This is a genomic window from Streptomyces sp. NPDC028910 (assembly GCF_055564955.1).
Genome location: NZ_JBVHVF010000001.1, coordinates 68782 through 91272, shown reverse-complemented (window position 1 = coordinate 91272; position 22491 = coordinate 68782). Strand labels below are relative to the sequence as shown.

Annotated in this window: 20 protein-coding genes and 1 pseudogene; 7 read left to right on the top strand and 14 right to left on the bottom strand. The window is 73.9% G+C overall.

Annotated elements, in window-relative coordinates; genetic code table 11:
• Positions 1–206 precede the first annotated feature (206 nt).
• The 3 genes from ACZ4TV_RS00420 to ACZ4TV_RS00410 all read right to left on the bottom strand — a co-directional run bounded on the left by ACZ4TV_RS00420 (position 207) and on the right by ACZ4TV_RS00410 (position 3323).
• Entirely contained in the window at positions 207–1490 is a 1284-nt protein-coding gene (locus tag ACZ4TV_RS00420; RefSeq protein WP_468129108.1) for an HRDC domain-containing protein, read from the bottom strand.
• Positions 1491–1670: 180 nt separating this feature from the next.
• The gene (locus ACZ4TV_RS00415; protein ID WP_007267191.1) at positions 1671–2333 is read right to left on the bottom strand and encodes a helix-turn-helix transcriptional regulator; all 663 of its coding nucleotides are present in this window, start codon (positions 2331–2333) and stop codon (positions 1671–1673) included.
• 333 nt (positions 2334–2666) lie between these two features.
• On the bottom strand, positions 2667–3323 hold the full coding sequence (locus ACZ4TV_RS00410; RefSeq protein ID WP_468129106.1) for a DUF3000 domain-containing protein: 657 nt from the start codon (positions 3321–3323) through the stop codon (positions 2667–2669).
• Between the two features lie 91 nt (positions 3324–3414).
• Here ACZ4TV_RS00410 and hemE point away from each other — a divergent pair, with 91 nt between their 5' ends.
• The gene (gene hemE, locus ACZ4TV_RS00405; protein WP_468129104.1) at positions 3415–4479 is read left to right on the top strand and encodes a uroporphyrinogen decarboxylase; all 1065 of its coding nucleotides are present in this window, start codon (positions 3415–3417) and stop codon (positions 4477–4479) included.
• Positions 4480–4531: 52 nt separating this feature from the next.
• Here the strand turns inward: hemE and ACZ4TV_RS00400 are convergent, their stop codons facing one another.
• The 3 genes from ACZ4TV_RS00400 to ACZ4TV_RS00390 form a co-directional block, all read right to left on the bottom strand.
• Positions 4532–5512 carry a hypothetical protein gene (locus tag ACZ4TV_RS00400; protein WP_468129102.1) on the bottom strand — a complete coding sequence of 327 codons (981 nt, stop codon included), beginning with the start codon at positions 5510–5512 and terminating at the stop codon, positions 4532–4534.
• Positions 5513–5774: 262 nt separating this feature from the next.
• Positions 5775–7157, bottom strand: a complete 1383-nt coding sequence (locus tag ACZ4TV_RS00395) for an FAD-dependent oxidoreductase (RefSeq protein WP_468129100.1) — start codon at positions 7155–7157, stop codon at positions 5775–5777.
• Between the two features lie 59 nt (positions 7158–7216).
• Positions 7217–8272 (bottom strand): DUF4349 domain-containing protein, encoded by a 1056-nt coding sequence (locus tag ACZ4TV_RS00390; RefSeq protein WP_468129098.1) that lies wholly within the window; start codon positions 8270–8272, stop codon positions 7217–7219.
• A gap of 138 nt (positions 8273–8410) precedes the next feature.
• Here ACZ4TV_RS00390 and hemG point away from each other — a divergent pair, with 138 nt between their 5' ends.
• Both hemG and hemQ read left to right on the top strand, forming a co-directional pair.
• A complete protein-coding gene (gene hemG, locus ACZ4TV_RS00385) occupies positions 8411–9889 on the top strand; it encodes a protoporphyrinogen oxidase (protein ID WP_468129096.1) in 1479 nt (492 codons plus the stop codon).
• A 5-nt stretch (positions 9890–9894) separates the two neighbouring features.
• Positions 9895–10608: a hydrogen peroxide-dependent heme synthase gene (gene hemQ, locus ACZ4TV_RS00380; RefSeq protein ID WP_030651599.1), complete on the top strand. Its 714-nt coding sequence runs from the start codon at positions 9895–9897 to the stop codon at positions 10606–10608.
• Between the two features lie 113 nt (positions 10609–10721).
• On the opposite strand, the gene ACZ4TV_RS00375 is transcribed toward hemQ, so the two are convergent.
• The 4 genes from ACZ4TV_RS00375 to ACZ4TV_RS00360 all read right to left on the bottom strand — a co-directional run bounded on the left by ACZ4TV_RS00375 (position 10722) and on the right by ACZ4TV_RS00360 (position 15854).
• Entirely contained in the window at positions 10722–12389 is a 1668-nt protein-coding gene (locus ACZ4TV_RS00375; protein ID WP_468129093.1) for an alpha/beta hydrolase, read from the bottom strand.
• A gap of 172 nt (positions 12390–12561) precedes the next feature.
• Positions 12562–13578, bottom strand: coding sequence for a TIGR04222 domain-containing membrane protein (locus ACZ4TV_RS00370; RefSeq protein ID WP_468129091.1), 1017 nt, complete (start codon positions 13576–13578; stop codon positions 12562–12564).
• Complete coding sequence (locus tag ACZ4TV_RS00365) at positions 13575–14906, bottom strand: MbnB/TglH/ChrH family RiPP precursor modification enzyme (protein ID WP_468129089.1); 1332 nt, start codon at positions 14904–14906, stop codon at positions 13575–13577. Before ACZ4TV_RS00365 ends, ACZ4TV_RS00370 begins: the two co-directional genes overlap by 4 nt.
• A gap of 195 nt (positions 14907–15101) precedes the next feature.
• Complete coding sequence (locus tag ACZ4TV_RS00360) at positions 15102–15854, bottom strand: aminoacyl-tRNA hydrolase (protein WP_468129087.1); 753 nt, start codon at positions 15852–15854, stop codon at positions 15102–15104.
• 71 nt (positions 15855–15925) lie between these two features.
• On the opposite strand from ACZ4TV_RS00360, the gene ACZ4TV_RS00355 reads away from it, so the two are divergent.
• The 3 genes from ACZ4TV_RS00355 to ACZ4TV_RS00345 are packed head-to-tail and all read left to right on the top strand — an operon-like array spanning position 15926 to position 18053.
• Entirely contained in the window at positions 15926–16600 is a 675-nt protein-coding gene (locus tag ACZ4TV_RS00355) for an AIM24 family protein (protein WP_468129085.1), read from the top strand.
• On the top strand, positions 16597–17406 hold the full coding sequence (locus ACZ4TV_RS00350) for an ATP-binding cassette domain-containing protein (RefSeq protein WP_468129879.1): 810 nt from the start codon (positions 16597–16599) through the stop codon (positions 17404–17406). The genes ACZ4TV_RS00355 and ACZ4TV_RS00350 overlap by 4 nt, the downstream gene beginning before the upstream one ends.
• Positions 17403–18053 (top strand): ABC transporter, encoded by a 651-nt coding sequence (locus ACZ4TV_RS00345; protein ID WP_468129083.1) that lies wholly within the window; start codon positions 17403–17405, stop codon positions 18051–18053. The genes ACZ4TV_RS00350 and ACZ4TV_RS00345 overlap by 4 nt, the downstream gene beginning before the upstream one ends.
• 156 nt (positions 18054–18209) lie before the next feature.
• Here ACZ4TV_RS00345 and ACZ4TV_RS00340 read toward each other — a convergent pair.
• Positions 18210–18908 (bottom strand): annotated as a pseudogene (locus ACZ4TV_RS00340) (MFS transporter); the annotation flags it as partial.
• Positions 18908–20257 carry a discoidin domain-containing protein gene (locus tag ACZ4TV_RS00335; RefSeq protein ID WP_468129081.1) on the bottom strand — a complete coding sequence of 450 codons (1350 nt, stop codon included), beginning with the start codon at positions 20255–20257 and terminating at the stop codon, positions 18908–18910. The gene ACZ4TV_RS00335 and the pseudogene ACZ4TV_RS00340, both read right to left, overlap by 1 nt.
• A 247-nt stretch (positions 20258–20504) precedes the next feature.
• On the opposite strand from ACZ4TV_RS00335, the gene ACZ4TV_RS00330 reads away from it, so the two are divergent.
• The gene (locus ACZ4TV_RS00330) at positions 20505–20696 is read left to right on the top strand and encodes a hypothetical protein (protein WP_468129079.1); all 192 of its coding nucleotides are present in this window, start codon (positions 20505–20507) and stop codon (positions 20694–20696) included.
• 33 nt (positions 20697–20729) lie between these two features.
• Here ACZ4TV_RS00330 and ACZ4TV_RS00325 read toward each other — a convergent pair whose 3' ends face one another.
• Entirely contained in the window at positions 20730–21638 is a 909-nt protein-coding gene (locus ACZ4TV_RS00325) for a polysaccharide deacetylase family protein (RefSeq protein WP_468129077.1), read from the bottom strand.
• A gap of 17 nt (positions 21639–21655) precedes the next feature.
• Entirely contained in the window at positions 21656–22486 is an 831-nt protein-coding gene (locus ACZ4TV_RS00320) for a PPK2 family polyphosphate kinase (protein ID WP_468129877.1), read from the bottom strand.
• Positions 22487–22491 lie beyond the last annotated feature (5 nt).

Sequence of the window (22491 nt, the reverse complement as noted above, 5' to 3'; positions counted from 1 at the left end):
TCCTCCAGGTGCGGGTGTGCACTGCTGCGCGCGGGGGCGCTCGGCTCAGGTAGCTGAGCGCTCGCTCACCCGACACATGCTACTTGCGGGTAACCCATGTGCACACCCCCACCCCGAGGAGCGGTGAAGGTCACACTCCGCCGACACGGCGAAGCCCCCCGGCTCCGGGCCGGGGGGCTTCGCCGTGTCACGCCGGTGCGGGCCGGTCAGGCGGTCGCCGACAGGGCCGTGACCAGGACCGGGGTCACCAGTTCGATCTGCCAGGGCCGGGCGCCGTAGCCCGCCAGGGCCTCCGCCACCGCGTCCCCATCGAGGCGCTGCGGCGGCTCCCAGCACAGCCGGCGGACCGTGTCCGGTGTGATCAGGTTCTCCTGGGGCAGGTTCAGCTCCTCGGCCAGCGCCGAGACGGCGGCGCGGGCCGCCGAGAGCCGGGCCGCGGCGATTGGGTCCTTGTCCACCCAGGAGCGCGGCGGCGGCGGACCGGCCGGCGTCGCCCCCGGCTGCGGAAGCTCGCTCTCGGGCAGGGCCCTCGCCCGGTCCACGGCGGCCATCCACTGGTCCAGCTGGCGCCGGCCCATCCGCTGCCCGTAGCCGGGCAGGGCGGACAGGGTGTGCACGTTCGCCGGCAGGGCGAGAGCGGCCTCGACGATCGCGGCGTCCCCCAGCACCTTGCCGGGCGACACGTCACGCCGCTGCGCGATCCGGTCCCGGGACTCCCACAGCTCCCGTACGACCGCCATCTGCCGGCGCCGGCGCACCTTGTGCATGCCGGACGTACGGCGCCACGGGTCCTTGCGCGGCGGGGCGGGCGGTGCGGCGGCGATGGCGTCGAATTCCTGGTGGGCCCACTCCAGCTTGCCCTGCCGGTCCAGTTCCTTCTCCAGCGCGTCCCGCAGGTCCACCAGCAGCTCCACGTCCAGCGCGGCGTAGCGCAGCCACGGCTCGGGAAGCGGGCGGGTGGACCAGTCGACGGCGGAGTGGCCCTTCTCCAGCGCGTAGCCGAGCACGCTCTCGACCATCGCTCCGAGGCCGACCCGCGGGAAGCCGGCCAGCCGGCCGGCGAGCTCGGTGTCGAACAGGGAGGTGGGCACCATGCCTATGTCGCGCAGGCAGGGCAGGTCCTGGGTGGCGGCGTGCAGGATCCATTCGGTGCCGGACAGGGCCTCGCCCAGGGCCGACAGGTCGGGGCAGCCCACCGGGTCGATCAGCGCGGACCCCGCACCCTCGCGGCGCAGCTGCACCAGATAGGCGCGCTGGCCGTAGCGGTATCCGGAGGCCCGCTCGGCGTCGACGGCGACGGGGCCGGTGCCCGCGGCGAAGGCCGCGACCACTTCGGCGAGGGCGTCCGCGTCGGCGACCACCGGAGGAATCCCCTCACGGGGCTCCAACAACGGAATCGGCAGCCCACCGGGCGGAACAACGACGTCGTCCGGGGGGCCGCCCCCGGTGGTGGTGCGCAGGTCTGCTGCGGTCTCTTGGGCGTCGGTCACCGGTCAAGGGTATCCGTGTATACGACGCGCCCGTCGCCGGAACGTTCCGTCGACGGGCGCGATCAGTTTGCGGGGGGTTTTCCGGGGCTGTCCCGGGGGTGTCCGGGGTGTCCCGGGGTATTCGCGGACCTGCCCCCGCGAGCGGTCCGGGGGAGGTTATCCGGGGGCTCGGGCCCGCGCTCAGTGGATGATCCCGGTGCGCAGCGCCACGGCGACCATTCCGGCGCGGTCACCGGTGCCCAGCTTGCGGGCGATCCGGGCGAGGTGGGACTTGACGGTCAGGGCGGACAGGCCCATCGAGACGCCGATGGCCTTGTTGGACTGGCCCTCCGCGACGAGGCGCAGGACCTCGACCTCGCGGCCGGAGAGCTCTCGGTAGCCGCCCGGGTGGCTCGGGGCACCCGGGGGGCGGCGGTGCATACGGGCGGCGGCGGCGCCGATGGGGGCGGCGCCGGGCCGGGTGGGGAGCCCGATGTTGGTCCGCGTACCGGTGACGACGTAGCCCTTCACTCCGCCCGCGAGGGCGTTGCGTACGGCGCCGATGTCGTCGGCGGCGGACAGGGCCAGGCCGTTGGGCCAGCCGGCGGCACGGGTCTCGGAGAGCAGGGTGAGACCGGAACCGTCGGGCAGGTGTACGTCGGCCACGCAGATGTCGCGCGGGCTGCCGACGCGGGGGCGGGCCTCCGCGATGGACGACGCCTCGATCACGTCACGTACTCCGAGGGCCCACAGATGGCGGGTCACGGTGGAGCGGACGCGCGGGTCGGCCACGACGACCATGGCCGTCGGCTTGTTCGGGCGGTAGGCGACCAGGCTTGCGGGCTGCTCGAGAAGAACGGACACCTAGGCCTCCTGGGGGAGTGGCGGGACGGCCGGCTCGGGGAAGGAAGCCGGTGCGAACCGTACGGATGGTCACTGACTCCTTCGGCACGTCACCCGCCCGGCTTTAGGGAATGATCACGATTTGGTGAGTAACAATTCGGGCAATTCAGACGCACGATCGATCATCGGGTGATCAGAAGCCCACAATGGATGCCCGGTTGCGACACTCCGTTGCGGGCTTCGACCGGTCGTTCGTGTCCGGGGCGGCCGGTGGGCGTTCCGGTGGGCGTCCTGACGGGCGTTCTGACGGGCGCTTTGGCGGGCGCTTTGGCGGGCGGCCGTACGGCCCCGCGCCTACGGGTGGTGCGGACCGCGGCGCTGTGGCAGGGAGACCACTCCCGTCGCGCTGTCCGTCGGACCCACCGGCGGCAGCCCCGCGATCTGGCACAGCAATTCGCACCACGCCGACAGGTGCGCCGAGGTGTCCGGCACCCCGCCCACCCCCTCGCGGGGCGTCCACGAGGCTCTGATCTCGATCTGCGTCGCGGGCCGCCGCTCCGCGAGCCCGCCGAAGTAGTGCGAGCTCGCCATGGTCACGGTCCCGCTCGCCTCCCCGTACGTCAGGCCGCGCGCGTCCAGCGCCCCCGTCAGCCAGGACCAGCACACCTCGGGGAGGAGCGGGTCCGCGGCCATCTCCGGCTCCAGTTCGGCGCGGACGAGCGTCACCAGCCGGAAGGTTCCGTTCCAGGCGTCGTGGCCGGCCGGATCGTGGAGCAGGATCAGCCGGCCGTCGGCCAGGTCGTCCTCTCCGTCCACCACCGCGGCCTCCAGCGCGTAGGCGTACGGTGCCAGTCGCTGGGGCGGCTTCGTGGGGTCGATCTCGATCCCCGGACGCAGCCGCGCCTTCTTCAAGCCGTCGACCGCCCGCCGGAACGGGAGCGGGACGGAGCTCTCCTTCGCGCTGTCCATACCGTCAGCGCCATCTGAAAATCGTCCCTGAGCCGCAGCCATGCGGGGAAGACTAGGCGGAATGAGCGCCCGTACGGCGCAGGGACACCCGTGCCGGGCCGGGCACTTCTTCATACGTGCGAAGATTTGGGTCGTGAGCGCCAACGACAGCCCCAAGGGCCAGCAGAGTCAGACGTACGATTCCGCCTTCCTGAAGGCGTGCCGGCGGGAGCCGGTGCCGCACACCCCGGTGTGGTTCATGCGGCAGGCCGGGCGCTCGCTCCCCGAGTACCGCAAGCTGCGCGAGGGCACGCAGATGCTGGAATCGTGCATGCGGCCCGACCTGGTCACCGAGATCACGCTGCAGCCGGTGCGCCGCCACAAGGTGGACGCGGCGATCTTCTTCTCCGACATCGTGGTCCCGCTGAAGGCCATCGGCGTCGACCTGGACATCAAGCCCGGCATCGGCCCGGTCGTCGCCCAGCCGATCCGCCGCCGCGAGGACCTCGCACAGCTGCGCGACCTCACCCCTGAGGACGTCTCGTACGTCACCGAGGCGATCGGCATGCTCACGGGTGAACTGGGCTCCACGCCGTTGATCGGTTTCGCGGGCGCACCTTTCACTCTCGCGAGCTACCTGGTCGAGGGCGGTCCCTCGAAGAACCACGAGCACACCAAGGCCCTGATGTACGGGGACCCGGAGCTGTGGGCGGAGCTGCTGGACCGTCTCGCGGAGATCACCTCCGCCTTCCTGAAGGTCCAGATCGAGGCCGGCGCCTCCGCGATCCAGCTCTTCGACTCCTGGGTCGGCGCGCTCGCCCCGGCCGACTACCGCCGCTCGGTGATGCCGGCGTCGGCGAAGGTCCTGGAGTCCGTCGCCTCCTACGGGGTCCCGCGGATCCACTTCGGCGTGGGCACGGGCGAGTTGCTCGGCCTGATGGGCGAGGCCGGCGCGGACGTCGTGGGCGTCGACTACCGGGTCGCGCTCGACGACGCGGCCCGCCGGGTCGGCCCGGGCAAGGCCCTCCAGGGCAACCTGGACCCGGCGGTGCTCTTCTCCACCCAGGAGGCCGTCGAGGCCAAGACGGACGAGGTCCTCGCGGCCGCGGCCGGCCTGGAGGGCCACGTCTTCAACCTCGGCCACGGCGTCCTGCCCACGACGGACCCGGACGCGCTGACCCGCCTGGTGGACTACGTCCACACCAAGACGGCCCGCTGAGCCGAAGGCACCCGCGTACGGTCGACGCGCCCCGGAGGGATCACTTGAGGGATCACTTCGGGGCGACGGCTCCCGAGTCCGGCGACAGCTGCAGTCCGGACGCGTCGACCGCTTCGAAGTCCGATCCCTTGTATTCCTTGAGCGCGTCGAGCTGGGAGTTGTCCCAGCCGGAGTGCTCCTCGCCGGTGATGAACCAGGGCGAGCCGTTGTCCGCGACGATGGCGCCGTACTTCTTGAGCGCCTCGGCCACCGCCCTGGCCTGCGGCGGCAGCCCCGTGGTGTCCACCGAGGCCTTGAGCCGCAGCCGCAGCCCCATGGGAGGCAGCGAGGCGTCCGCCGCGGCGCCCGCGTGGTGCCGGGCCGGCCACACGTAGCTCTGGTCCGAGCGGGGCACGGTGATGCGGATCGCGTGGTCGATCCGCCCGGCCGCCGCCTCCTCGTAGCGCACCAGACCGGGGAGGATGGCCAGGCCTGCGGCATCGGCCGAGGTCCACCCGTCGGGGCGCAGCTCGTGCGACCGCAGGTCGAAGATCGCGCCCGAGCCGGCGCGCCATGCCTCGGGGCCCTGCTGCTCCGCGTCGAAGAGCTCGTAGGACCTGCACAGGCCGCGGTCCCACACGACGACGTGCCGGTCCCCGTCGCTCGCCGGACCGTTCTCGACCCTGGCGTCCCGCGGGATCCGGTACCCGGACGTCTCGCTCTCCTCGGGATTGTCCAGGGTGACCTTCGTTTCCGGCACCTCGGCGTCCGTCACGGTGACGGGGATGCCGAAGGGCTGCCCCTCGACCAGTCCCGAGCCGAAGTCCGGGTGCAGCGGCTCCGTGGACCCGATCGAGGAGACGTACCGGGCCGAGCTCGGGTGCAGCGGAAGGGTGTCCACGGGGGCGCGCCAGAAACTGTCCGGCAGCGAGGTCGCACACGGGCCGTCCCCCGGGGCGGCGGCGGGAGCGGCGGCCACCGGTCCGGGCAGCAGGCAGGCGGCGGCCAGGGCGGTGGCGGCGACGAGGGCCGGGATTCCCCTGGAGGCACGCAATCGGGTCACCTCTTCCGGACGGTCCCCGAGGTGGGCGAAGGCCTCTTCCAGCCTAGGGGGTGTCCGGCGGGTCAGGCCCGGGCCCGGGCCGCCTGGCACCGCGCCTTGCCGCGTTGTCGTCGGTCGTCGATGCTCCGCATGGACTCCCTCCTCCGCCTTGCAATGCACGGCGCCAGACGACCCGGGCTATCCGACCCTGACCCGCCGGACACCCCCTAGCGCCGCCACCGGAAAGGTCCACCGGGGACGGTGCGCCGGGCTCCTAGGAGCCGGCCGCCCGCACCGCCGAGACCGCCTTGCGGGCGGCGATCAGGATCGGGTCCCACACGGGAGAGAACGGCGGGGCGTAGCCCAGGTCGAGGGACACGACCTGCTCGACCGTCATGCCCGCCGTCAAGGCGACGGCCGCGATGTCCACCCGCTTCGCGGAACCCGCGCCGCCGACGATCTGGACGCCGAGGAGACGGCCCGTGCGGCGTTCGGCCAGCATCTTCACCGTCATGTCCGCCGCGCCCGGGTAGTAGCCCGCCGTCGTGGTGGAGGTGATGGTGGCCGTCACGAAGCGCAGGCCCGCCTCCCGCGCGTCGCGCTCGCGCAGCCCCGTACGGGCGATCTCCAGGTCGCAGACCTTGCTGACCGCCGTGCCCACCACCCCGGGGAAGGTCGCGTAGCCGCCGCCCACGCCCGAGCCGATGACCTGGCCGTGCTTGTTGGCGTGCGTGCCCAGGGGGATGTGCCGGGTGCGGCCCGCGATCAGGTCCAGGACCTCCACGCAGTCGCCGCCCGACCAGATGTTCTCGTATCCCCGTACCCGCATCGAGAGGTCCGTGAGGATGCCGCCCGACGGGCCGAGCGGCAGGCCGGCGTCGCGGGCGAGCCCGGTACGGGGCTCCACGCCGATGCCGAGCACGACCACGTCGGCCTCGTACTCCTCGCCCGCCGACGTGGCCACCGCCCGGGCCCGGCCCTCCTCGTCGGTGAGGATCTTCGTCACCTCGGCGCGGGCGACCGTACGGATCCCCATGCCGTTCATGGCGCTGTGCACCAGAGCGCCCATGTCCGGGTCGAGCGTGGACATCGGCTGCTCGCCCCGGTGCAGGACGGTGACCTCGTAGCCCCGCTCCACCAGGGCCTCCGCCATCTCCACGCCGATGTAGCCCGCGCCGACCACGACCGCCCGGCGGCCCTCGATGCGCTCCAGCGCGGCCATCAGGCGCTGGCCGTCGTCCAGGGTCTGGATGCCGTGGACCCCGTGGGCGCCGATGCCCGGGAGCCGGGGGCGGACCGGGCGGGCGCCCGTCGCCAGGACGAGCTTGTCGTAGCCCGTCCAGGATTCGGATCCGCTGTCCAGGTCCCGGGCGCGGACCCGGGAACCGGGGAGGTCCAGCTCCACGACCTCCGTGCGGGTGCGCAGGTCGATGTGGCGGGCGCGGTGCTCCTCGGGGGTGCGGGCGATCAGGTCGTCGCGCTCGGCGACCCGGCCGCCGACCCAGTACGGGATGCCGCACGCCGAGTACGAGCTGAAGTGCCCGCGCTCGAAGGCGACGATCTCCAGCTCCGCCGGACCCTTGAGCCTGCGGGCCTGTGACGCGGCGGACATCCCCGCCGCGTCACCGCCGACCACCACCAGTCGTTCCGTCGCCATCGTCCGTACCGCCCCTTCACCGTCATCGGATGGCGAACACGCTACGTCCGAACGCGCGTTCAGTCCCGCACGTCGGCCACGTCGGCCTCGGTGTCCGAAGCCGCCGCCCGGGCCGCCGGGACGGGCACCCGCTCCGAGGACGGGCCCGTCTTCGGCCGCGCCGGCCGCCACCACCGGTACAGCCGGAACACCAGCGCCGCCAGCGCGGCCGCCAGCGCGAACGGCAGCAGCGCGCCCACCGCCACCGTCAGGTAGCGCACGATCTTCGTGAAGACCTCCCAGCCGCCGCCCAGGGCGCCCAGGAAGGTGGGCTCCTTCTCCTGCTCCCGCGCCGCCGGCTTCGGGGCCGGCTCCGTGACCTCCAGCGTGATCGTGCCCAGCGAGATCCGGTCCTTCAGCGCCGTCTGCTGCGCCAGCAGCGACTCCAGGTCGGACTGGCGCCGGCTCAGCTCGCTCTCCAGCATCACCACCTCGCTCAGCGCCGAGGCCTTGCCCATCATTTCCCGCACCCGCGCGACGCTGGCCTGCTGCGACGTGACGCGGCTGCCGATGTCGGCGACCTTCTCCGTGACGTCCTGCGCGTCGACCTTGCGGTGCAGGAGCTTTCCGCTGCCCTCCATGGCGCCGAGCACGGCGTCGTAGTGCTCGCCGGGCACCCGAAGGGTCACCGTCGAGGTCATCCGGCCGTCCTCGCCGCGCTTGGTGGACTCGTTGCCGACGTAGCCGCCCGCCCCGTCGGCCGCGGCGCGGGCCGCGGCGAGCGTCTTCTGGGCGTCCGTCGTCTCGATGCCGAGCGTCGCCGTACGGATGACGTTCGGGCGGACCACGGCCGGCGGCTGGGCGTTCTTGTCGGCCGAGGAGCCCGAGGAGCCCGAGGAGGCCGAAGACCCCGCCGGAGCCGGAGCCGGAGCCGGAGCCGGAGCCGTGCCCGCCGCGGCGCCGTCCGCGCCCTCCGGGGCCTTGCCGTCCTGGGCGGGCGCGGGCGCGACCGCCGCCTTGTCGGCCGAGGCGGCCCGGCCCTCGTCACCCGCGCCGCAGCCGGTGAGCGCGAGCGCCCCGGCCAGGGAGAGGGCGGCCAGGGCCGCCGCGGAACGGTGCCGGTGCAGAGTGCGCATCTTTCAAACCCCCGGTGATCGGCTGGTGTTGCCGTTTCGACGTCCAGAGTCCCGTCGCGGGTTTCGCTTCCACGGTCCCGGGCCGGTCCCGATGCGGTCACGGTCCGGCCTCGGAGATCGATCTGAGACGATGTGTCCATGCACGAAGCGGACACGCGTACGGATCGCCCCGGCCCGACCCGGCACGTCGTCGTCATCGGCGGCGGCATCGCGGGCCTCGCGGCAGCCCACCGGCTGCTCGCCGAAGGCGCCCGCGTCACGCTGCTGGAGGCCGGACCGCGGCTCGGTGGCAAGCTGTACGCCGGTGAGCTCGCCGGCGCCCGCGTCGACCTCGGCGCCGAATCCATGCTCGCCCGCCGCCCCGAGGCCGTGGCCCTCGCCGAGGCCGTGGGCCTCGGCGAAGCCGTGCGGCCGCCGGCCACCGCCACCGCCCACCTGTGGACCCGGGGCGCGCTGCGGCCGATGCCGCGCGGGCACGTCATGGGAGTCCCCGGCGACCTGGGACCGCTCGCCGCCTCCGGAGTGCTCTCCGCGCAGGGCCTGGCCCGTATCGAGGCCGAGCGCGAGCTGCCGCCCGCCGAGATCGGCGACGACGTCGCCGTCGGCGAGTACGTCGCCGCCCGGCTGGGCCACGAGGTCGTCGACCGGCTCGTGGAACCGCTGCTCGGCGGGGTCTACGCGGGCGACGCCTACCGCATCTCCATGCGGGCCGCCGTGCCCCAGCTCTTCGAGGCCGCCCGCACGCACGCCCTGCTGGGCGACGGCGTACGGGAACTGCAGCGCAGGGCGCAGGCGCAGCCCCAGCAGGACGGTCCGGTCTTCGCCGGCATCGAGGGCGGCATCGGACGGCTCCCGCTCGCCGTCGCCGAGGCCTGCCGCTCGGCCGGGGCGCGGATCGTCACCGACGCTCCCGTCCGCGAGGTCATTCGTACGACTGAAGGCTGGCGGGTCGTGGCCGACGCCGAGGTCGTCGAGGCCGACGGCGTGATCCTGGCGACCCCGGCCGGGCCCGCCGCACGGCTGCTGGACGGGCTCGCACCGGCGGCCGCGGCCGAGCTGCGCGGGGTCGAATACGCCTCGATGGCCCTGATCACCATGGCCTTCCGCCGCTGCGACCTGCCGGCCGCCATCTCCGGCGGCGGCGCCAGCGGGTTCCTCGTACCGCCCGTCGACGGCCGGACCATCAAGGCCTCCACCTTCTCCAGCAACAAGTGGGCCTGGTCCGGGGCGGATCCGGACCTCTTCCTGCTACGCACCTCGGTGGGCCGGTACGCGGACGAGGAGGATCTGAAACGCGAGGACGGCGAGCTCGTCGAGGTCTCCCTCGCCGACCTCGGCGAGGCCGTGGGCCTGGCGGCCCGGCCCGTCGCCTCCACCGTCACCCGCTGGGACGGCGGGCTGCCCCAGTACCCGGTCGGCCACCTCGACCGGGTCGCCCGGATCCGCGGCGCCGTCGCCGCGCTGCCCGGACTCGCCGTGTGCGGTGCGCTCTACGACGGGGTGGGCATTCCGGCCTGCATCGCGAGCGCCGGCCGGGCCGCGGACGCGGTGATCGCCTCGCTCGGTCCGCGTTCGGCACCCCTGGCACCGACCACTGATCAGCGCACGGGACAATAGGAAACATGACTGCACCAGAGAAGATTCCCAACGCGGGGAAGAAGGCGAAGGACCTCAACGAGGTCATCCGCTACACCCTGTGGTCCGTCTTCAAGCTGAAGGACGTCCTGCCCGAGGACCGCGCCGGGTTCGCCGACGAGGTCCAGGAACTGTTCGACCAGCTGGCCGCCAAGGACATCACCGTCCGCGGCACCTATGACGTCTCCGGCCTGCGCGCCGACGCCGACATCATGATCTGGTGGCACGCGGAGACCGCGGACGAGCTGCAGACCGCGTACAACCTGTTCCGCCGCACCAAGCTGGGCCGCGCGCTGGAGCCGGTGTGGTCGAACATGGCCCTGCACCGCCCGGCCGAGTTCAACAAGTCGCACATCCCCGCCTTCCTGGCCGACGAGGTCGCGCGCGACTACGTCAGCGTGTACCCCTTCGTGCGCAGTTACGACTGGTACCTGCTGCCCGACGAGGACCGCCGCCGCATGCTCGCCGACCACGGCAAGATGGCCCGCGGGTACCCGGACGTGCGCGCCAACACCGTCGCCTCCTTCTCGCTGGGCGACTACGAATGGCTGCTGGCCTTCGAGGCGGACGAGCTGTACCGCATCGTCGACCTCATGCGTCACCTGCGTGCCTCCGAGGCCCGTATGCACGTCCGTGAAGAGGTGCCCTTCTACACCGGACGCCGCAAGTCCGTCGCCGATCTGGTGGCCGGGCTCGCCTGATACCTCCCCTGGGGGGAAGGACCGGAGGACGACCACACCGTCAGGTGACCTCCTCCGGTGGATCGGGAGGCCCTGCCCCCGAAACGACGCAGCCGGAGATCCCGCCCGGAAGTTCAGACGACTGGCGGCAGCAGTGCCCGGTGGGCGCTTGCTGCCCGGTCGTCCAGCGACACCGGTGCGGGCTCCGGATGCGGCGCACACGTGCTACGCCACCCCGGGGTCTCACCTGTCAGCAGGTACCGCTCCACGTGACGGTCCACGCAGTCGTTGCGTCCGCCGGCCACTCCATGGGAGCCGGCCCCCGTCTCCGTCACGAGCGCGGCCCCGGTGCCGAGCCGCCGCTGGAGTTCCAGCGCGCCCGGGTACGGGGTCGCCCCGTCCCGCTCCGCCGCGACCACCAGCGTGCGCGGCAGCAGCTCCGGCTGAGCCCCGACCGCCACCGGCCGCTGCCGCTCGCCCGCCGGCCAGTAGGCGCACGGGAGGTTGAGGAAGGCGTTGGCCCAGGTCTCGAAGGGGGCCGTGCGGGCCAGCTCGGTGTTGTCGCGGTCCCAGGTCTCCCAGTCCGCGGGCCAGGAGGCGTCGTTGCAGAGCACCGCCGTGTAGACGGCCGTCGCGTTCTCGGCCTCGGCCGCCGCCGCCGGGTCCGGGGCGGCCTGAGCGGTCAGTGGCCGCGGATCGCCGCGCAGAAAGGCCGCGAGGGCCGCCGCCCGGTCCGGCCAGACGTCGTCGTAGTACGCGGCCTGGAGGTAGGCGGCCCGCAGTTCACCGGTGCCCACGACCCCGCCGGCGGGGGTACGGGCCACCGCGTCCCGGACGCGCTCGTAGCTCGCCTGCACGGCCGCCGCGGTGGCGCCGAGGCGGTACGTGGCGTGGTGCCGGGCGACCCAGGCGCGGAAGTCGTACCAGCGGCGCTCGAAGCCGGGGGCCTGGTCGAGGTTGTTGCGGTACCAGACGCGGCGCGGGTCGGGATCGACCGCCGAGTCGAGGACCATCCGCCGGACGTGGCCCGGGTGGAGGGTCGCGTACACGGCGCCGAGGTAGGTGCCGTACGAGGCGCCCGTGAAGGTCAGCTTCTTCTCGCCGAGCGCGGCGCGCAGGACGTGCAGATCGCGGGCGTTGTTCAGGGTCGTGTAGTACGGCAGGGCCGCGCCGGCCCGCCGCGCGCAGCCGCGGGCGTACGCCTGGGCGGCCGCGACGCGTTCCTTCTTGTACGCGGGGGAGGGGTCGACGGGGACCTGGGTCGGGCCCTGTGCGCGGGCGGCGGGGTCCTGGCAGGACAGCGGGGCGGAGCGGCCGACGCCGCGCGGGGCGTAGCCCACGAGGTCGTAGGCGGCCGAGATCCGCTCCCATCCGGGAAGGCCGGCGACCAGCGGGAAGCGCATGCCGGAAGCCCCGGGGCCGCCGGGATTGTGGACGAGCGCGCCCTGGCGGACGGCGCCGTGGGCGCGGGTGGCGGGGACCCGGCTGACGGTGAGGGAGATCTGCGGACCGTCGGGGCGGGCGTAGTCGAGCGGTACGCGCAGGGTGGCGCACCGGACCGGGCCGGGGAGCCCCTCCACGGCCGGGCAGGGGCGGAAGTCGAGGCCGCCGCTGCCTCCGGCGGCGGCCGCGGCCGCCGCGCGGTGCGCCACGAGGGCGGCGCCGGCGGCCTCCGCGGCCGTCCCGCCGAGGGGGGCGGGCGAGCCGGTCCCGGCGGCGTGGGCCGGGAGGTGGGCCGGGGCGCAGAGGGTGAGGGAGAGCGCCGCCACGGCGGCTCCGTGGCGTGCGAGTCTCGTCTGCATCACGGCCCTTTCGTCTCATTGGATGATCAGATGAGACGCCAGAGTCGCGCCGCAGTAAAGGATCACCGGCCGGTGTCGGCCTCCGTACCCCCGTTGCCACGGGTAGCGCCCCCCGGTTGCCGTACCGGCGGCTAGTGCTGTGACCCGGTGAACCTTTCCGGTCACAGCACTACTAGGAGCTGGAACTGCTGGAGCAGCTGGAACCGGACGAGCTGCTGCAACTCGAGCTGCTGCTGGAGCAGCTGGAACTGCTGGAGCCGCCGCCGGAGGACCCGCAACCGGATCCCGAGGAGCAGCCACCGCCCGAGGCGCCGCAACTCGAACCGCCGCCACCGCCGTCGCTCGCGGCGCACCAGACGATCGGCAGCAGCTCGGCCGAGGACCCGTACGACGGCGCGTGCGTGCCCTGCGAACGCGGGAGCGACTGGGCGGCGGCCAGCCGGGTGCCGCGGGCGGCCGGCACCAACTGCTGACGCAGGTACGGGTCCCGCAGACCGCGCAGCCCGAACAGCGCGGTCTGCGCGTGCGCGGTCCGGTCGTTCACGTACGCGGAGCGCATCGCGAGCAGCGCCCGCATCCCCGCGGGGGTGACCCGGCTCTTGGCCCGGGCCGCGCAGATCAGGCCCACGAGGATGCCGCCCACCAGCGCGGCCAGCACCTTCCCGATGAACGGAACCTCGGCGCCGGGATCCTGGACGAAGTCCACGATGGTCAGCACCACCGACACCGGGATCAGGACCGCGCACACCGCGGCCTGGACCAGCCCCCAACGGCGCAGGGGCCGCCCGGATCCGGGCGGGGAGACCAGCCCGCGGGCGGCGAGCACGTCGCCGATCTCCTGGACGGCCGGGTCGAGCATGGCGGCGTAACGCACCTGGTAGAGCCATCCCGAGGGCGCCCCCCGGTGGGCCTGGAGGACGGCGCGCTCCGCGGGGTCGGCGGCCCGCGCCCCGGGGCGTACCTGGACGATGCCCGGACCGCCGACGACCAGCCGGCCGTCCCCGAGCATCGAGACGAGCGCGGCGTCCACGACGGTGGCGGGGCCGCCCGCCACGAAGGCCGCCTCGGACAGGTCGTGGAGGGCGGCCGATGGTCCGACCGCCGTCGGCCGGGACCTGCGCAGCCCACGGACCAGCAGGACGGAGGAGACGATGACGGCGATCCAGATCGCGAGGGCGAGGAGGTTCATGCCGCCCTCCCCGCGAGCGCCCGGGCCCAGCGCACGATCCGGCGGGGCAGTCGCGCCCCGGCCCGCTCCCGCCACCAGGCGGTGAGCCGGCGCCGCGCGGCCGGATCGGCCGGCAGGTCACGGATCAGCAGGTGCTCGGCGAAGTCCAGGGCGTCCCTGCGGTACCCGCCGGTCATGGGGCGGTCCTTGGCGTAGGCGAGGAAGGCCTCGCGGTACGGGTCGCGGCCGCCGAGGATCGCGGGCAGCTCCGGAGCCACCTTGGCCACCACATCGGCCCGCTTCGCGGCCAGCGCCCGGGCCTGCACCCGGACGCGCCGGCGGTCGAAGCCCTCGGGCACGGGGGTCCCGGCGACCAGCGCCGACAGCAGCGCGGCCTGTCCGAGCGCCACGCGGGTGCGGACGGTCTCGGTGGCGACCCTTGGACCCCTCGGCTTCCGCCGGGGGGTCGGTCCGTTGCCGGGTGCGGAGCCGTTGCCGGGGGCGCTGCCCCCGGACCCCCGCGCCTCACACGCGGGCGGGGCTGGATTCGCCCGGATCGCGGCCAGTTCGTCCGCGAGCTCCGGCTCGGGCGGGAAGTCGTCGTCCCGCTCCAGCAGGACGCCCGGCGGATCCACCCGGGAACGCAGTTCGGCCAGCAGATCGAGCACCACCGGCGGTACCGGGTGCGCGTGGGTGTCGTGCCAGACGCCGCCCCGCTCGACGCCGCCCGCCACGTGGACGTACGCGAGCGCCTCCAGCGGGATCGCGTCCAGTACGGCGGCCGGGTCCTCGCCCCGGTTGACCCGGTTGGTGTGCAGGTTCGCCACGTCGATGAGCAGCCGGACACCGGTCCGCTCGACCAGCTCCGTGAGGAACTGTCCCTCCGTCATCTCCTCGTCCGGCCACGAGAAGAGCGCGGCGATGTTCTCCAGGGCCAGCGGCACGGGCAGGGCGTCCTGTGCGATCCGTACGTTCTCGCACAGGACGTCCAGCGCGTCGCGGGTGCGGGGCACCGGCAGCAGGTGCCCGGCCTCCAGCACGGGCGAGGAGGTCCGTACGAAGGCGATGTGCTCGGTCACGAGCGGCGCCCCCAGCGCCAGCGCCCGCTCGCCGAGCGCCGCCAGCTTCGCCGGGTCCGGGCGGTCGGCGCCGCCGATGCCGAGCGAGACCCCGTGCGGAACGACCGTCGTGCCGCGCTCGCGCAGCCGCACGAGGGCCTCGGGCAGGTGGCCCGGGCAGATGTTCTCGGCCACCACCTCGACCCAGTCCAGGCCGGGCAGCCGCTCGACGGCGTCCGCGATCTCCGGCCGCCAGCCGATGCCCACCCCCAGGTGTGCCATGGGCTTCATGTCCCCTCGCCCCCTCTCGTCGCACTCTGTGCCGATGTCATGGCCCGGACGGAGTCGAGCCAACCCGCGGGAGGGGACGTTCAGAGCAACATTTGAGGTTTCCGCCGCCCGGGCGAGGCGGTTGGAGAAGGCTGTCGGAGAAGGCGGTTGCAGAAGGCCGTCGGAGCCGGGCGGACCGAGGATCCGAGCGGGCCCTCAGAGCCGGGCGCGCAGCGCCGGATGGTCGGCGACCACCGTCGCGCTGCCCGGCGCGATCTCGGTGAACCCGGCGTCGCGGACCACCGGCAGCCCGCTCCCGCTCAGCTCCGCCCACCGCTCGCGCGCGGCCGTCCGTACCGCCAGGCGGAAACCGGACTCCTGCCAGACGGCCCGCTCCGCCTCCGTCAGCTCCCACCACGCCAGCTGCGCCGCGTGTCCGGCCTGGGCCATCGCCTTGCCGGCCGACATGCCGAGGTCCGGGTTGAACCACAGCACGGGCAGACCCGGCCCGGTGGCCGCGGCGACCGGCTCCGGATCGTCCAGGTCGGTGCCCGAGACCTGGAGCTTGGCCAGCTCCTTGGGCCAGCCGTCGAGGGGGACCGGCGGGAAGACCCGCACCTCCGAGCTGTCACCGTGCACCGTGATGCCCGGCAGGGTCCCGGCCTTGCGCCACTCCGCCCCGCGCGCCCGCCGGACCACCTTGCGGATCCGCGCGTCCTGCCAGTCGCGGACCGCCTCGGCCCACTCGCCCTCGCCCTGCGCCCGTGCGTCGGTGAGCAGGACCAGCACCGCGCGGGCCGCCGTCTCCAGGGCGTCCGTCCGGGCGGGCGGCTCGGCCTTCTCGATCCGCACCACCAGCGGCAGGACGAACTGCGGGGCCTCGTCGCGCAGGACGTGCTCCTGCCGGAAGGGGCTGTCCGCGCCGACCGCGGGCACGTCGGAGATGTCGTTCGTGTGCTGGCTGCTCATCCCGCCAAGGATGCCAGGGTCCGCCTTCAGGATGATGCCCCGGGTGGTCGCCCCGGGTGAGGATGAATGCCATGAAGAGTGACCTTTTCGCGTCCGAGAACCTGGCCCAGGCCGCCGTCACCCCTGGTATGAGCCTGCAGAACGCCAAGTCCGTGAGGTACAACGTCAACGGTGAAATGCTGGCCCGGCAGGGCTCGATGGTCGCCTTCCGCGGCAACCTCCAGTTCGAGCGCAAGGGTCAGGGCATCGGCGGCATGCTCAAGCGCGCCGTCACGGGCGAGGGCCTGGCGCTGATGTCCGTACGCGGCCAGGGCGAGGCCTGGTTCGCCCACCAGGCGGGCAACTGCTTCATCATCGACTTCGAGCCGGGCGACGCCCTCACCATCAACGGCCGCAACGTGCTGTGCTTCGACCCGACCCTCTCCTACGAGATCAAGATGGTGAAGGGTGCCGGCATGACCGGCGGCGGCCTCTTCAACAGCCTCTTCACCGGCACCGGCAAGCTCGCCGTGGTCTGCGACGGCAGCCCGATCATCATCCCAGTCACCGCGCAGGCCCCGGTCTTCGTGGACACCGACGCGGTCGTCGGTTGGAGCGCCCAGCTGGAGACCGGCCTGCACCGCTCCCAGTCGGTCGGCTCGATGATCCGCGGCGGCTCCGGCGAGGCCGTCCAGCTGAAGCTGAGCGGCGAGGGCTTCGTGATCGTCCGCCCGAGCGAGGTCACCGAGACGGCGGCCGCGCACTGAACCTGACCGGCATCGGCCGCCGCTACGGGCCGCGCCGGCCCTGGGTGCTGCGCGGGATCACGCTGGAGCTGCCGCGCGGCGCCCTCGTCCGGGTCGAAGGCGGCAACGGCGGAGGCAAGTCCACCCTGCTGCGGATCCTCGCCGGGATCGACACCCCGACCGAGGGGCGCGTCAGCGGCCGCCCGCGCCGCACGGCCTACGTGCCCGAACGCTTCCCGGCGGCGCTCCCCCTCGACGTCGCGTCCTACCTGACCCACCTGGGCCGGGTGCACGGGCTCCCGCGCACGGAGGCGGCCCGGCGGGCGGCGCACTGGCTGGAGCGGTTCGGGGCCGCCGGGCACGCCCGCACCCCGATGGCCGAACTGTCCAAGGGGACCAGCCAGAAGGTGGCCGTCGCCCAGGCGCTGCTCGCCGAACCGGGGCTGCTCGTCCTCGACGAGGCCTGGACCGGGCTGGACGCGCCCGCCCGGGCCGAGCTCGACGGCGCCGTCGCCGAACGCACCGCCGCCGGAGCCACCGTGGTGTTCGTCGACCACGACCCCCGGCGGCTCGCGGGCGCGCCAGACGCGCACTACCGGGTCCGGGCCGGGGGGCTCGTACCGGTGTCCGGGACGGCCGGGTCCCGCGTACGGATCCGCGCCGCCGGACCACCCGGCAGCCCGCTGCCGCCCGGTCTCGCCGGGGCACCCGGCCCCGACGGCGATATTCTGCTGACCGTCGACGCCGCCCGCTCCGACGAGGTGCTGCGCGCCCTGCTCACCGCCCGGCCGCCCTGGCACGTCCGTGCCGTGGAGGAACTGCCGTGACCTCCCTGCTCCGCTACCAGGGCGCCATGCTGCTGCGCTCCCAGCAGTGGCTCGCCCCCTTCGTCCTGTACGCCGCCTTCCTGGCCGTCGGGATACGGCCGGGCGAACCGGTGCTGGACTCCCTCGGCTACGCGGCCGCCGGCCTGGTCCCGCTGACCGCCTGGCTGGTCCGGATCTGCGTCACCCTCGAACCCGACGCGGCCCGCGACTGCACGGCCGCCGCGGCCGGTCCCGTACGGGTGCACGCGGCGGCCCTGCTCACCGGCCTCGCCGGAGCGCTGTTCGCCGGAGCGGCGGCCGCGGCCGTGGCGCTGCTGCTCGGCGACCGGGCCGGACCGGGCCCCGCGCGGGCCGCTCTCGCCGGTGGCCTGGCGGTGGCGGTGTGCGCCCTGACCGGCGCGGCCGTGGGGGCGCTGTGCAGCCGGCCGCTGGTACGGCGCCCCGGTTACGCGGTATCGGCCGGGGCCCTCGGCTCCCTGCTGGCCTGGGTCCTCGCACCCTCCCCGGCCCGCGGCGCGCTGTCCGCCCTGGTCACGGGGGCGCGCTCGGGCACCGCACCGCTGCCGCTCACGGCCTTGGCGGGCGCCCTGCTGCTGGCCGCCGCGGCGGGTGCGGTGGCCTGCCTGGTCGCCGCGCGGCGGAGCTAGTAGGGCATATCGCCCGCTCGGCGTACGTACGCGGGTGACGAGCCGCCGGCCACGAGGAGGCGGGGCGTCCCCGTGCCGTCCGCCGGGACCGACCGGATGTCGCTCGCGCGGCCGTCGCGTCCCGGCAGGGCGTAGCCGACGGTCGCTTCGTCCAGCCAGGCGGGCTGGTCGTCGACGCCGTGCGGCTCGGCCAGCGGGTGCTCGCGCGGCCGCCGGCGCGGCCGCCCGCGTCGGGGCCGGGACGTACACGACGAGCAGGAGCACGCCGAGCAGGCCGACGCAGAAGCTGACGGCGAACACCGCGTCGTAGGCGTCGGCGGTCGCCCACAGCACGGCGAACGCGGCGAGCGGTCCGAGCAGGGCGCCGGTGGTGTCCATGGCGCGGTGCACGCCGAAGGACCGGCCGAGCGCCTCCGGCGGGCCGCTGAGCGAGATCAGGGCGTCGCGCGGGGCGGTGCGGATGCCCTTGCCCAGCCGGTCGGCGGCGAGCGCCGCGGCGATCCCGGCGGTGGCGCCGCCGGCGAGGAGCAGTCCCAGCCGGGAGAGCGCGGAGAGCAGGTAGCCGCTGCCGGCGACCCGCTTGTGGTGGCCGCCGCGGTCGGCGAGACGTCCGCCGAGCAGCCGCACGAGGGCGGTCGCGCCGTTGAACATGCCGTCCAGGAAGCCGAACTGGAGGGGGGTGAGTCCGAGGCCCAGGACGAGGTAGAGCGGCAGCACCGCGGTGACCATCTCGGAGGAGACGTCGGTGACCAGGCTGACCGTGCCGAGTGCGAGGACGGCGGCGGGGACGCGCCGCCGGGCCCCGGGGGTGCGGGGCGGCGCGTCCGGGCGGCGGCCGTGGGCGGCCAGGTACATCAGTGGCAGCTGTACTTCGGGCTGGTGTCCTTGACCTGCCCGTCCGTGGCGACGTAGGTCCATCCGTAGCCGGAGTCGGTGAAGTCGAGCTTCACCACGCCGTACGGTCCGCTGATCCGCTTCTGGCTGTTGGGCTGGACCTCTTCGATCGGGTAGGGCTCGGCGCCGCCCATCCCGCCGACGATCTGCACGATCCCGTCGGCCTTCGCCCTGCCGTCGGGGTCCTGCGGGGCGAAGCGCTCGTAGTGGTGGTCGTGCCCGTTCAGGACGAGGTCGGCCTTCGCGGCGTAGAGGATCTTCCACACCGGATTGGAGACCGGATCGTTGCCGTGCCCGCCGGACGAGAACAGCGGGTGGTGCCAGTAGGCGGCCACGCACGGCTTGGTGTTGGCGGCCAGGTCGGCCTTGAGCCAGTTGATCTGGGCGGACTGGTCGAAGGAGTTGGAGTCGAGGGCGATGAAGTGCCAGTTGCCCTCGTCGTAGCTGTAGTAGCTCTTGCCCTGCGGGAAGGCGATGCTCCCGAAGTAGGACCTGTATCCGGCGAGGGGGCCGGCCGGGTCGTACGTCTCGTGGTTGCCCGGTACCGGCCGGGTCCTGGCCTTGAAGGCGCCCCAGGTCTTGTCGTAGTAGGCGCGGAAGTCGGAGAGCCGGGCGTCGTCGTACTGGTTGTCACCCATCGTCAGGTAGAACTTCGGGTCGATCCGCTGGGCGAGCGCGGCGGTTCGGGGGTGCGCGCAGCCGCTGTCCGAGGCCGTGCACTGGGCGGCGATGTCACCGGCCGCGACCACCGTGAAGGCGCCGCCGGGCGGCGGCCCGCCGTCGACGGCGCCGTACACCTCGGCCTCGAAGAGCGAGTAGCCGTACGCGGTGCCGCGCGCGGTCCCGTACACGCGCAGGTAGCGGCCCTTACCGGACAGGCCGGTCCAGTCGTCGACGCCGCCGTTGCCCGCGCTCTCGGTCGCGAGCGGGGTCCAGGCGGCGCCGTCGGCGGACAACTCGACGCGGTACGCCCGGGCGTGGGCGGCCTCCCAGGTCAGCCTCACCCGCGAGACGGTGGCGGTGGCGCCGAGATCGACCCGGATCCACTGCGGGTCCTGACCCTCGGCGCTGGCCCAGCGCCTGGCCGGGTCGCCGTCGAAGGCGTTCCTCGCGCCCAGAGAGGAGGTCTCGACGGAGGACGCGGTGGCCGGCTTCCCGCGCGATATGAGGGGATCGGTGGCGGCCCCGGCCCGTTCGGGCCAGGCGAGGAGGAGGCCGCCGACGAGCGCGAGCGCGGCGGCGCAGGCGAGGAGGAGGGTGTGAAGTCCGCCGCGGAACGGTGGGGGCTGAGCAGAGGCGTTCAGGCGCATACCTGGACTCCTTGGCCTTGGGGGCGGCGAGAGCTGGGCACTGGCGCGGGACGCCGCACCCGGCCCGCGGGCGGGCAGGGGGCAGCGCCACGGCGGCCGGGTCAGAGCTCTCGCTGAGCGCGTCATGCCCACGGGGGCCGGGCACCGCGCTAAGCCGCCGCCCGGGACACTAACAGGAAGGAAAGTTTCCTACCAGTGCTCGGAGCAGAGCAGTTCCACGACCGTCCCGCGCAGTACGCTCGTAGGCATGGACCAGCTGGACGGGACCCCGTCGTACTGCCCCGCACCCGCCGCCCCGGCCGAGCCAGTGGAGGGGCCGCCCTACGCGGACTGCGTCGCGTGCGGCAAGCCCACCGAGTACGGGGTCGCGACCCGGGGCGTGGTGCTCTGCCCGGTGTGCGAGTGGCAGGACGCGGAGCGCACCGCCTGCTCCGGCTGAGCGGCCGCACTCCCTTCCCCGGGGCCTGCCTGCCTACTTGCCGATGAGTTCGGAGACCTTCACGAAGCGGTAGCCGCGCCTGCGCAGCTCCGGGACGATCCGCTGGACGGCCTCCTCGGTGACGGGGGCGGCGCTGCGCGTGCAGTGCATGACCACCACCGAGCCGGGCTTCACCCCGGCGAGCACCTGTTCGGCCACCGCGTCCGGGTCCTTCGCGAAGGCGTCCCCGCTGACCACGTCCCACTGGACGGCCGTGACCCTGGCCGTGGACAGGGCCCGCAGCGCCTGGTCGTCGTAGCAGCCGCCGGGGAAGCGGAAGTAGGGGACGGTGTTGACCGCCCCCGCCTTCCGGAAGGCGGCGAAGGCCCGGTCCACGTCCGCGCGGGCGGCGGCGCCGTCGAGCGCGGGCAGCCCGTAGCAGGGGGACTTGAAGGCGTGGTGGCTGTAGGAGTGGTTCGCGATCTCGAAGTTCGGGTCGGTGCCGATCGACTTCGCCTGGTCCGGGTACTCCTCGGCCCAGCGGCCCGTCATGAAGATCGTCGAGGGCACCTTGAGGGCGCGCAGGGCCGCGATCAGCTGAGGGTTGTCGAAACGCTCCCCGCCCGCGGCGCGCGGCCCCTGGTCGGAGGTCATGTCGGCGTCGAAGGTCAGGGCCACGGTCTTGTCGCTCTGCTGCTTCGCCCGCTCGAAGACCGGGGTCAGGCCGTTCGGACCGGGCGCCATGGTCGGGGCCCCGGCGGGCGCGCCGGCCTGCGGGGCGCCGCCGGGCGGGGGGCTCTGCGAGGGGACCGCGGAGGCGGGCGGGCCGGCGGGGGCGGACGCCGCAGGGGTGCCCATACGGGCTTCGCGGCCCGCGTCCGAGGTGCCGACGCCGCCCCCGCATCCCGCGAGGGCGGCACTGAGCGCGGCGACGGCCGCCACTTTGCGTACAGGAATGGTCACGTAGGCAAAATATATGACTATGTGCCTAGTAGCCGTGCGCGGCACTCCTCGATGTCGAAGTCACCCTCCGGGTATCGCGGATCCATGTCCTCCAGATGCTCCAGCAGCAGCTTGCCGACCGCCCAGTTGCGGTACCACTTGCGGTCCGCGGGGACGACGAACCAGGGGGCGGCGTCCGTGGAGCACCGCTCCAGCGCCAGCTCGTACGCCTTCTGGTACGCGGGCCAGTTCCGGCGCTCGTCGATGTCGTCCGGGCTGAACTTCCACTGCTTGTGGGGGTTGTCGAGCCGCGCCAGGAGCCGCTCGCGCTGCTCCTCGTAGCTGATGTGGAGGAAGACCTTCACCACCGTCACCCCGTCGTCGGCGAGGGAACGCTCGAAGCAGTTGATCTCCTCGTAGCGGTGGTCCAGCACGGTGCCCGGCACCAGTTCGTGCACACGGGCGACGAGGACGTCCTCGTAGTGCGACCGGTCGAAGATGCCGATTTCGCCCGGCACGGGGAGGGCGTTCATGACGCGCCACAGGAAGGGGTGATTGCGCTCCTCGGTCGTGGGCGCCTTGAAGGCCTTGACCCGGCAGCCGGCGGGGTTGAACGGACCGATCACGTGCTTGACGGTGCCGCCCTTGCCGCTGGTGTCCATGCCCTGGAGGACGAGCAGCAGGCGGCGGCGGTCGCCGGCGGTGCTCGCCGCGTAGAGCCGCTCCTGCAAGGAGGCGAGCGGCTGCGCCCACGCGGCGGTGGCCGCGAGCGCGGCCGCCTTGTCCCGCGGGCCCGCCGGGGTCGCGGCGGGGTCGAGGCGCCCGAGGTCGGGCCGGTCGCCGGGCGGGAGCCGCAGCAGGGCGCCCAGCCGCT

Excerpts from the sequence above, each read along its gene's own strand:
- ACZ4TV_RS00375 (WP_468129093.1), bottom strand. The coding sequence starts at position 12,389 with ATGCAGACGAGACTCGCACGCCACGGAGCCGCCGTGGCGGCGCTCTCC.
- ACZ4TV_RS00330 (WP_468129079.1), top strand. The coding sequence starts at position 20,505 with ATGGACCAGCTGGACGGGACCCCGTCGTACTGCCCCGCACCCGCCGCC.
- hemG (WP_468129096.1), top strand. The coding sequence starts at position 8,411 with ATGCACGAAGCGGACACGCGTACGGATCGCCCCGGCCCGACCCGGCAC.
- ACZ4TV_RS00390 (WP_468129098.1), bottom strand. The coding sequence starts at position 8,272 with ATGCGCACTCTGCACCGGCACCGTTCCGCGGCGGCCCTGGCCGCCCTC.
- ACZ4TV_RS00355 (WP_468129085.1), top strand. The coding sequence starts at position 15,926 with ATGAAGAGTGACCTTTTCGCGTCCGAGAACCTGGCCCAGGCCGCCGTC.
- ACZ4TV_RS00395 (WP_468129100.1), bottom strand. The coding sequence starts at position 7,157 with ATGGCGACGGAACGACTGGTGGTGGTCGGCGGTGACGCGGCGGGGATG.
- ACZ4TV_RS00365 (WP_468129089.1), bottom strand. The coding sequence starts at position 14,906 with ATGAAGCCCATGGCACACCTGGGGGTGGGCATCGGCTGGCGGCCGGAG.
- ACZ4TV_RS00360 (WP_468129087.1), bottom strand. The coding sequence starts at position 15,854 with ATGAGCAGCCAGCACACGAACGACATCTCCGACGTGCCCGCGGTCGGC.
- ACZ4TV_RS00410 (WP_468129106.1), bottom strand. The coding sequence starts at position 3,323 with ATGGCTGCGGCTCAGGGACGATTTTCAGATGGCGCTGACGGTATGGAC.
- hemQ (WP_030651599.1), top strand. The coding sequence starts at position 9,895 with ATGACTGCACCAGAGAAGATTCCCAACGCGGGGAAGAAGGCGAAGGAC.
- ACZ4TV_RS00370 (WP_468129091.1), bottom strand. The coding sequence starts at position 13,578 with ATGAACCTCCTCGCCCTCGCGATCTGGATCGCCGTCATCGTCTCCTCC.
- ACZ4TV_RS00335 (WP_468129081.1), bottom strand. The coding sequence starts at position 20,257 with ATGCGCCTGAACGCCTCTGCTCAGCCCCCACCGTTCCGCGGCGGACTT.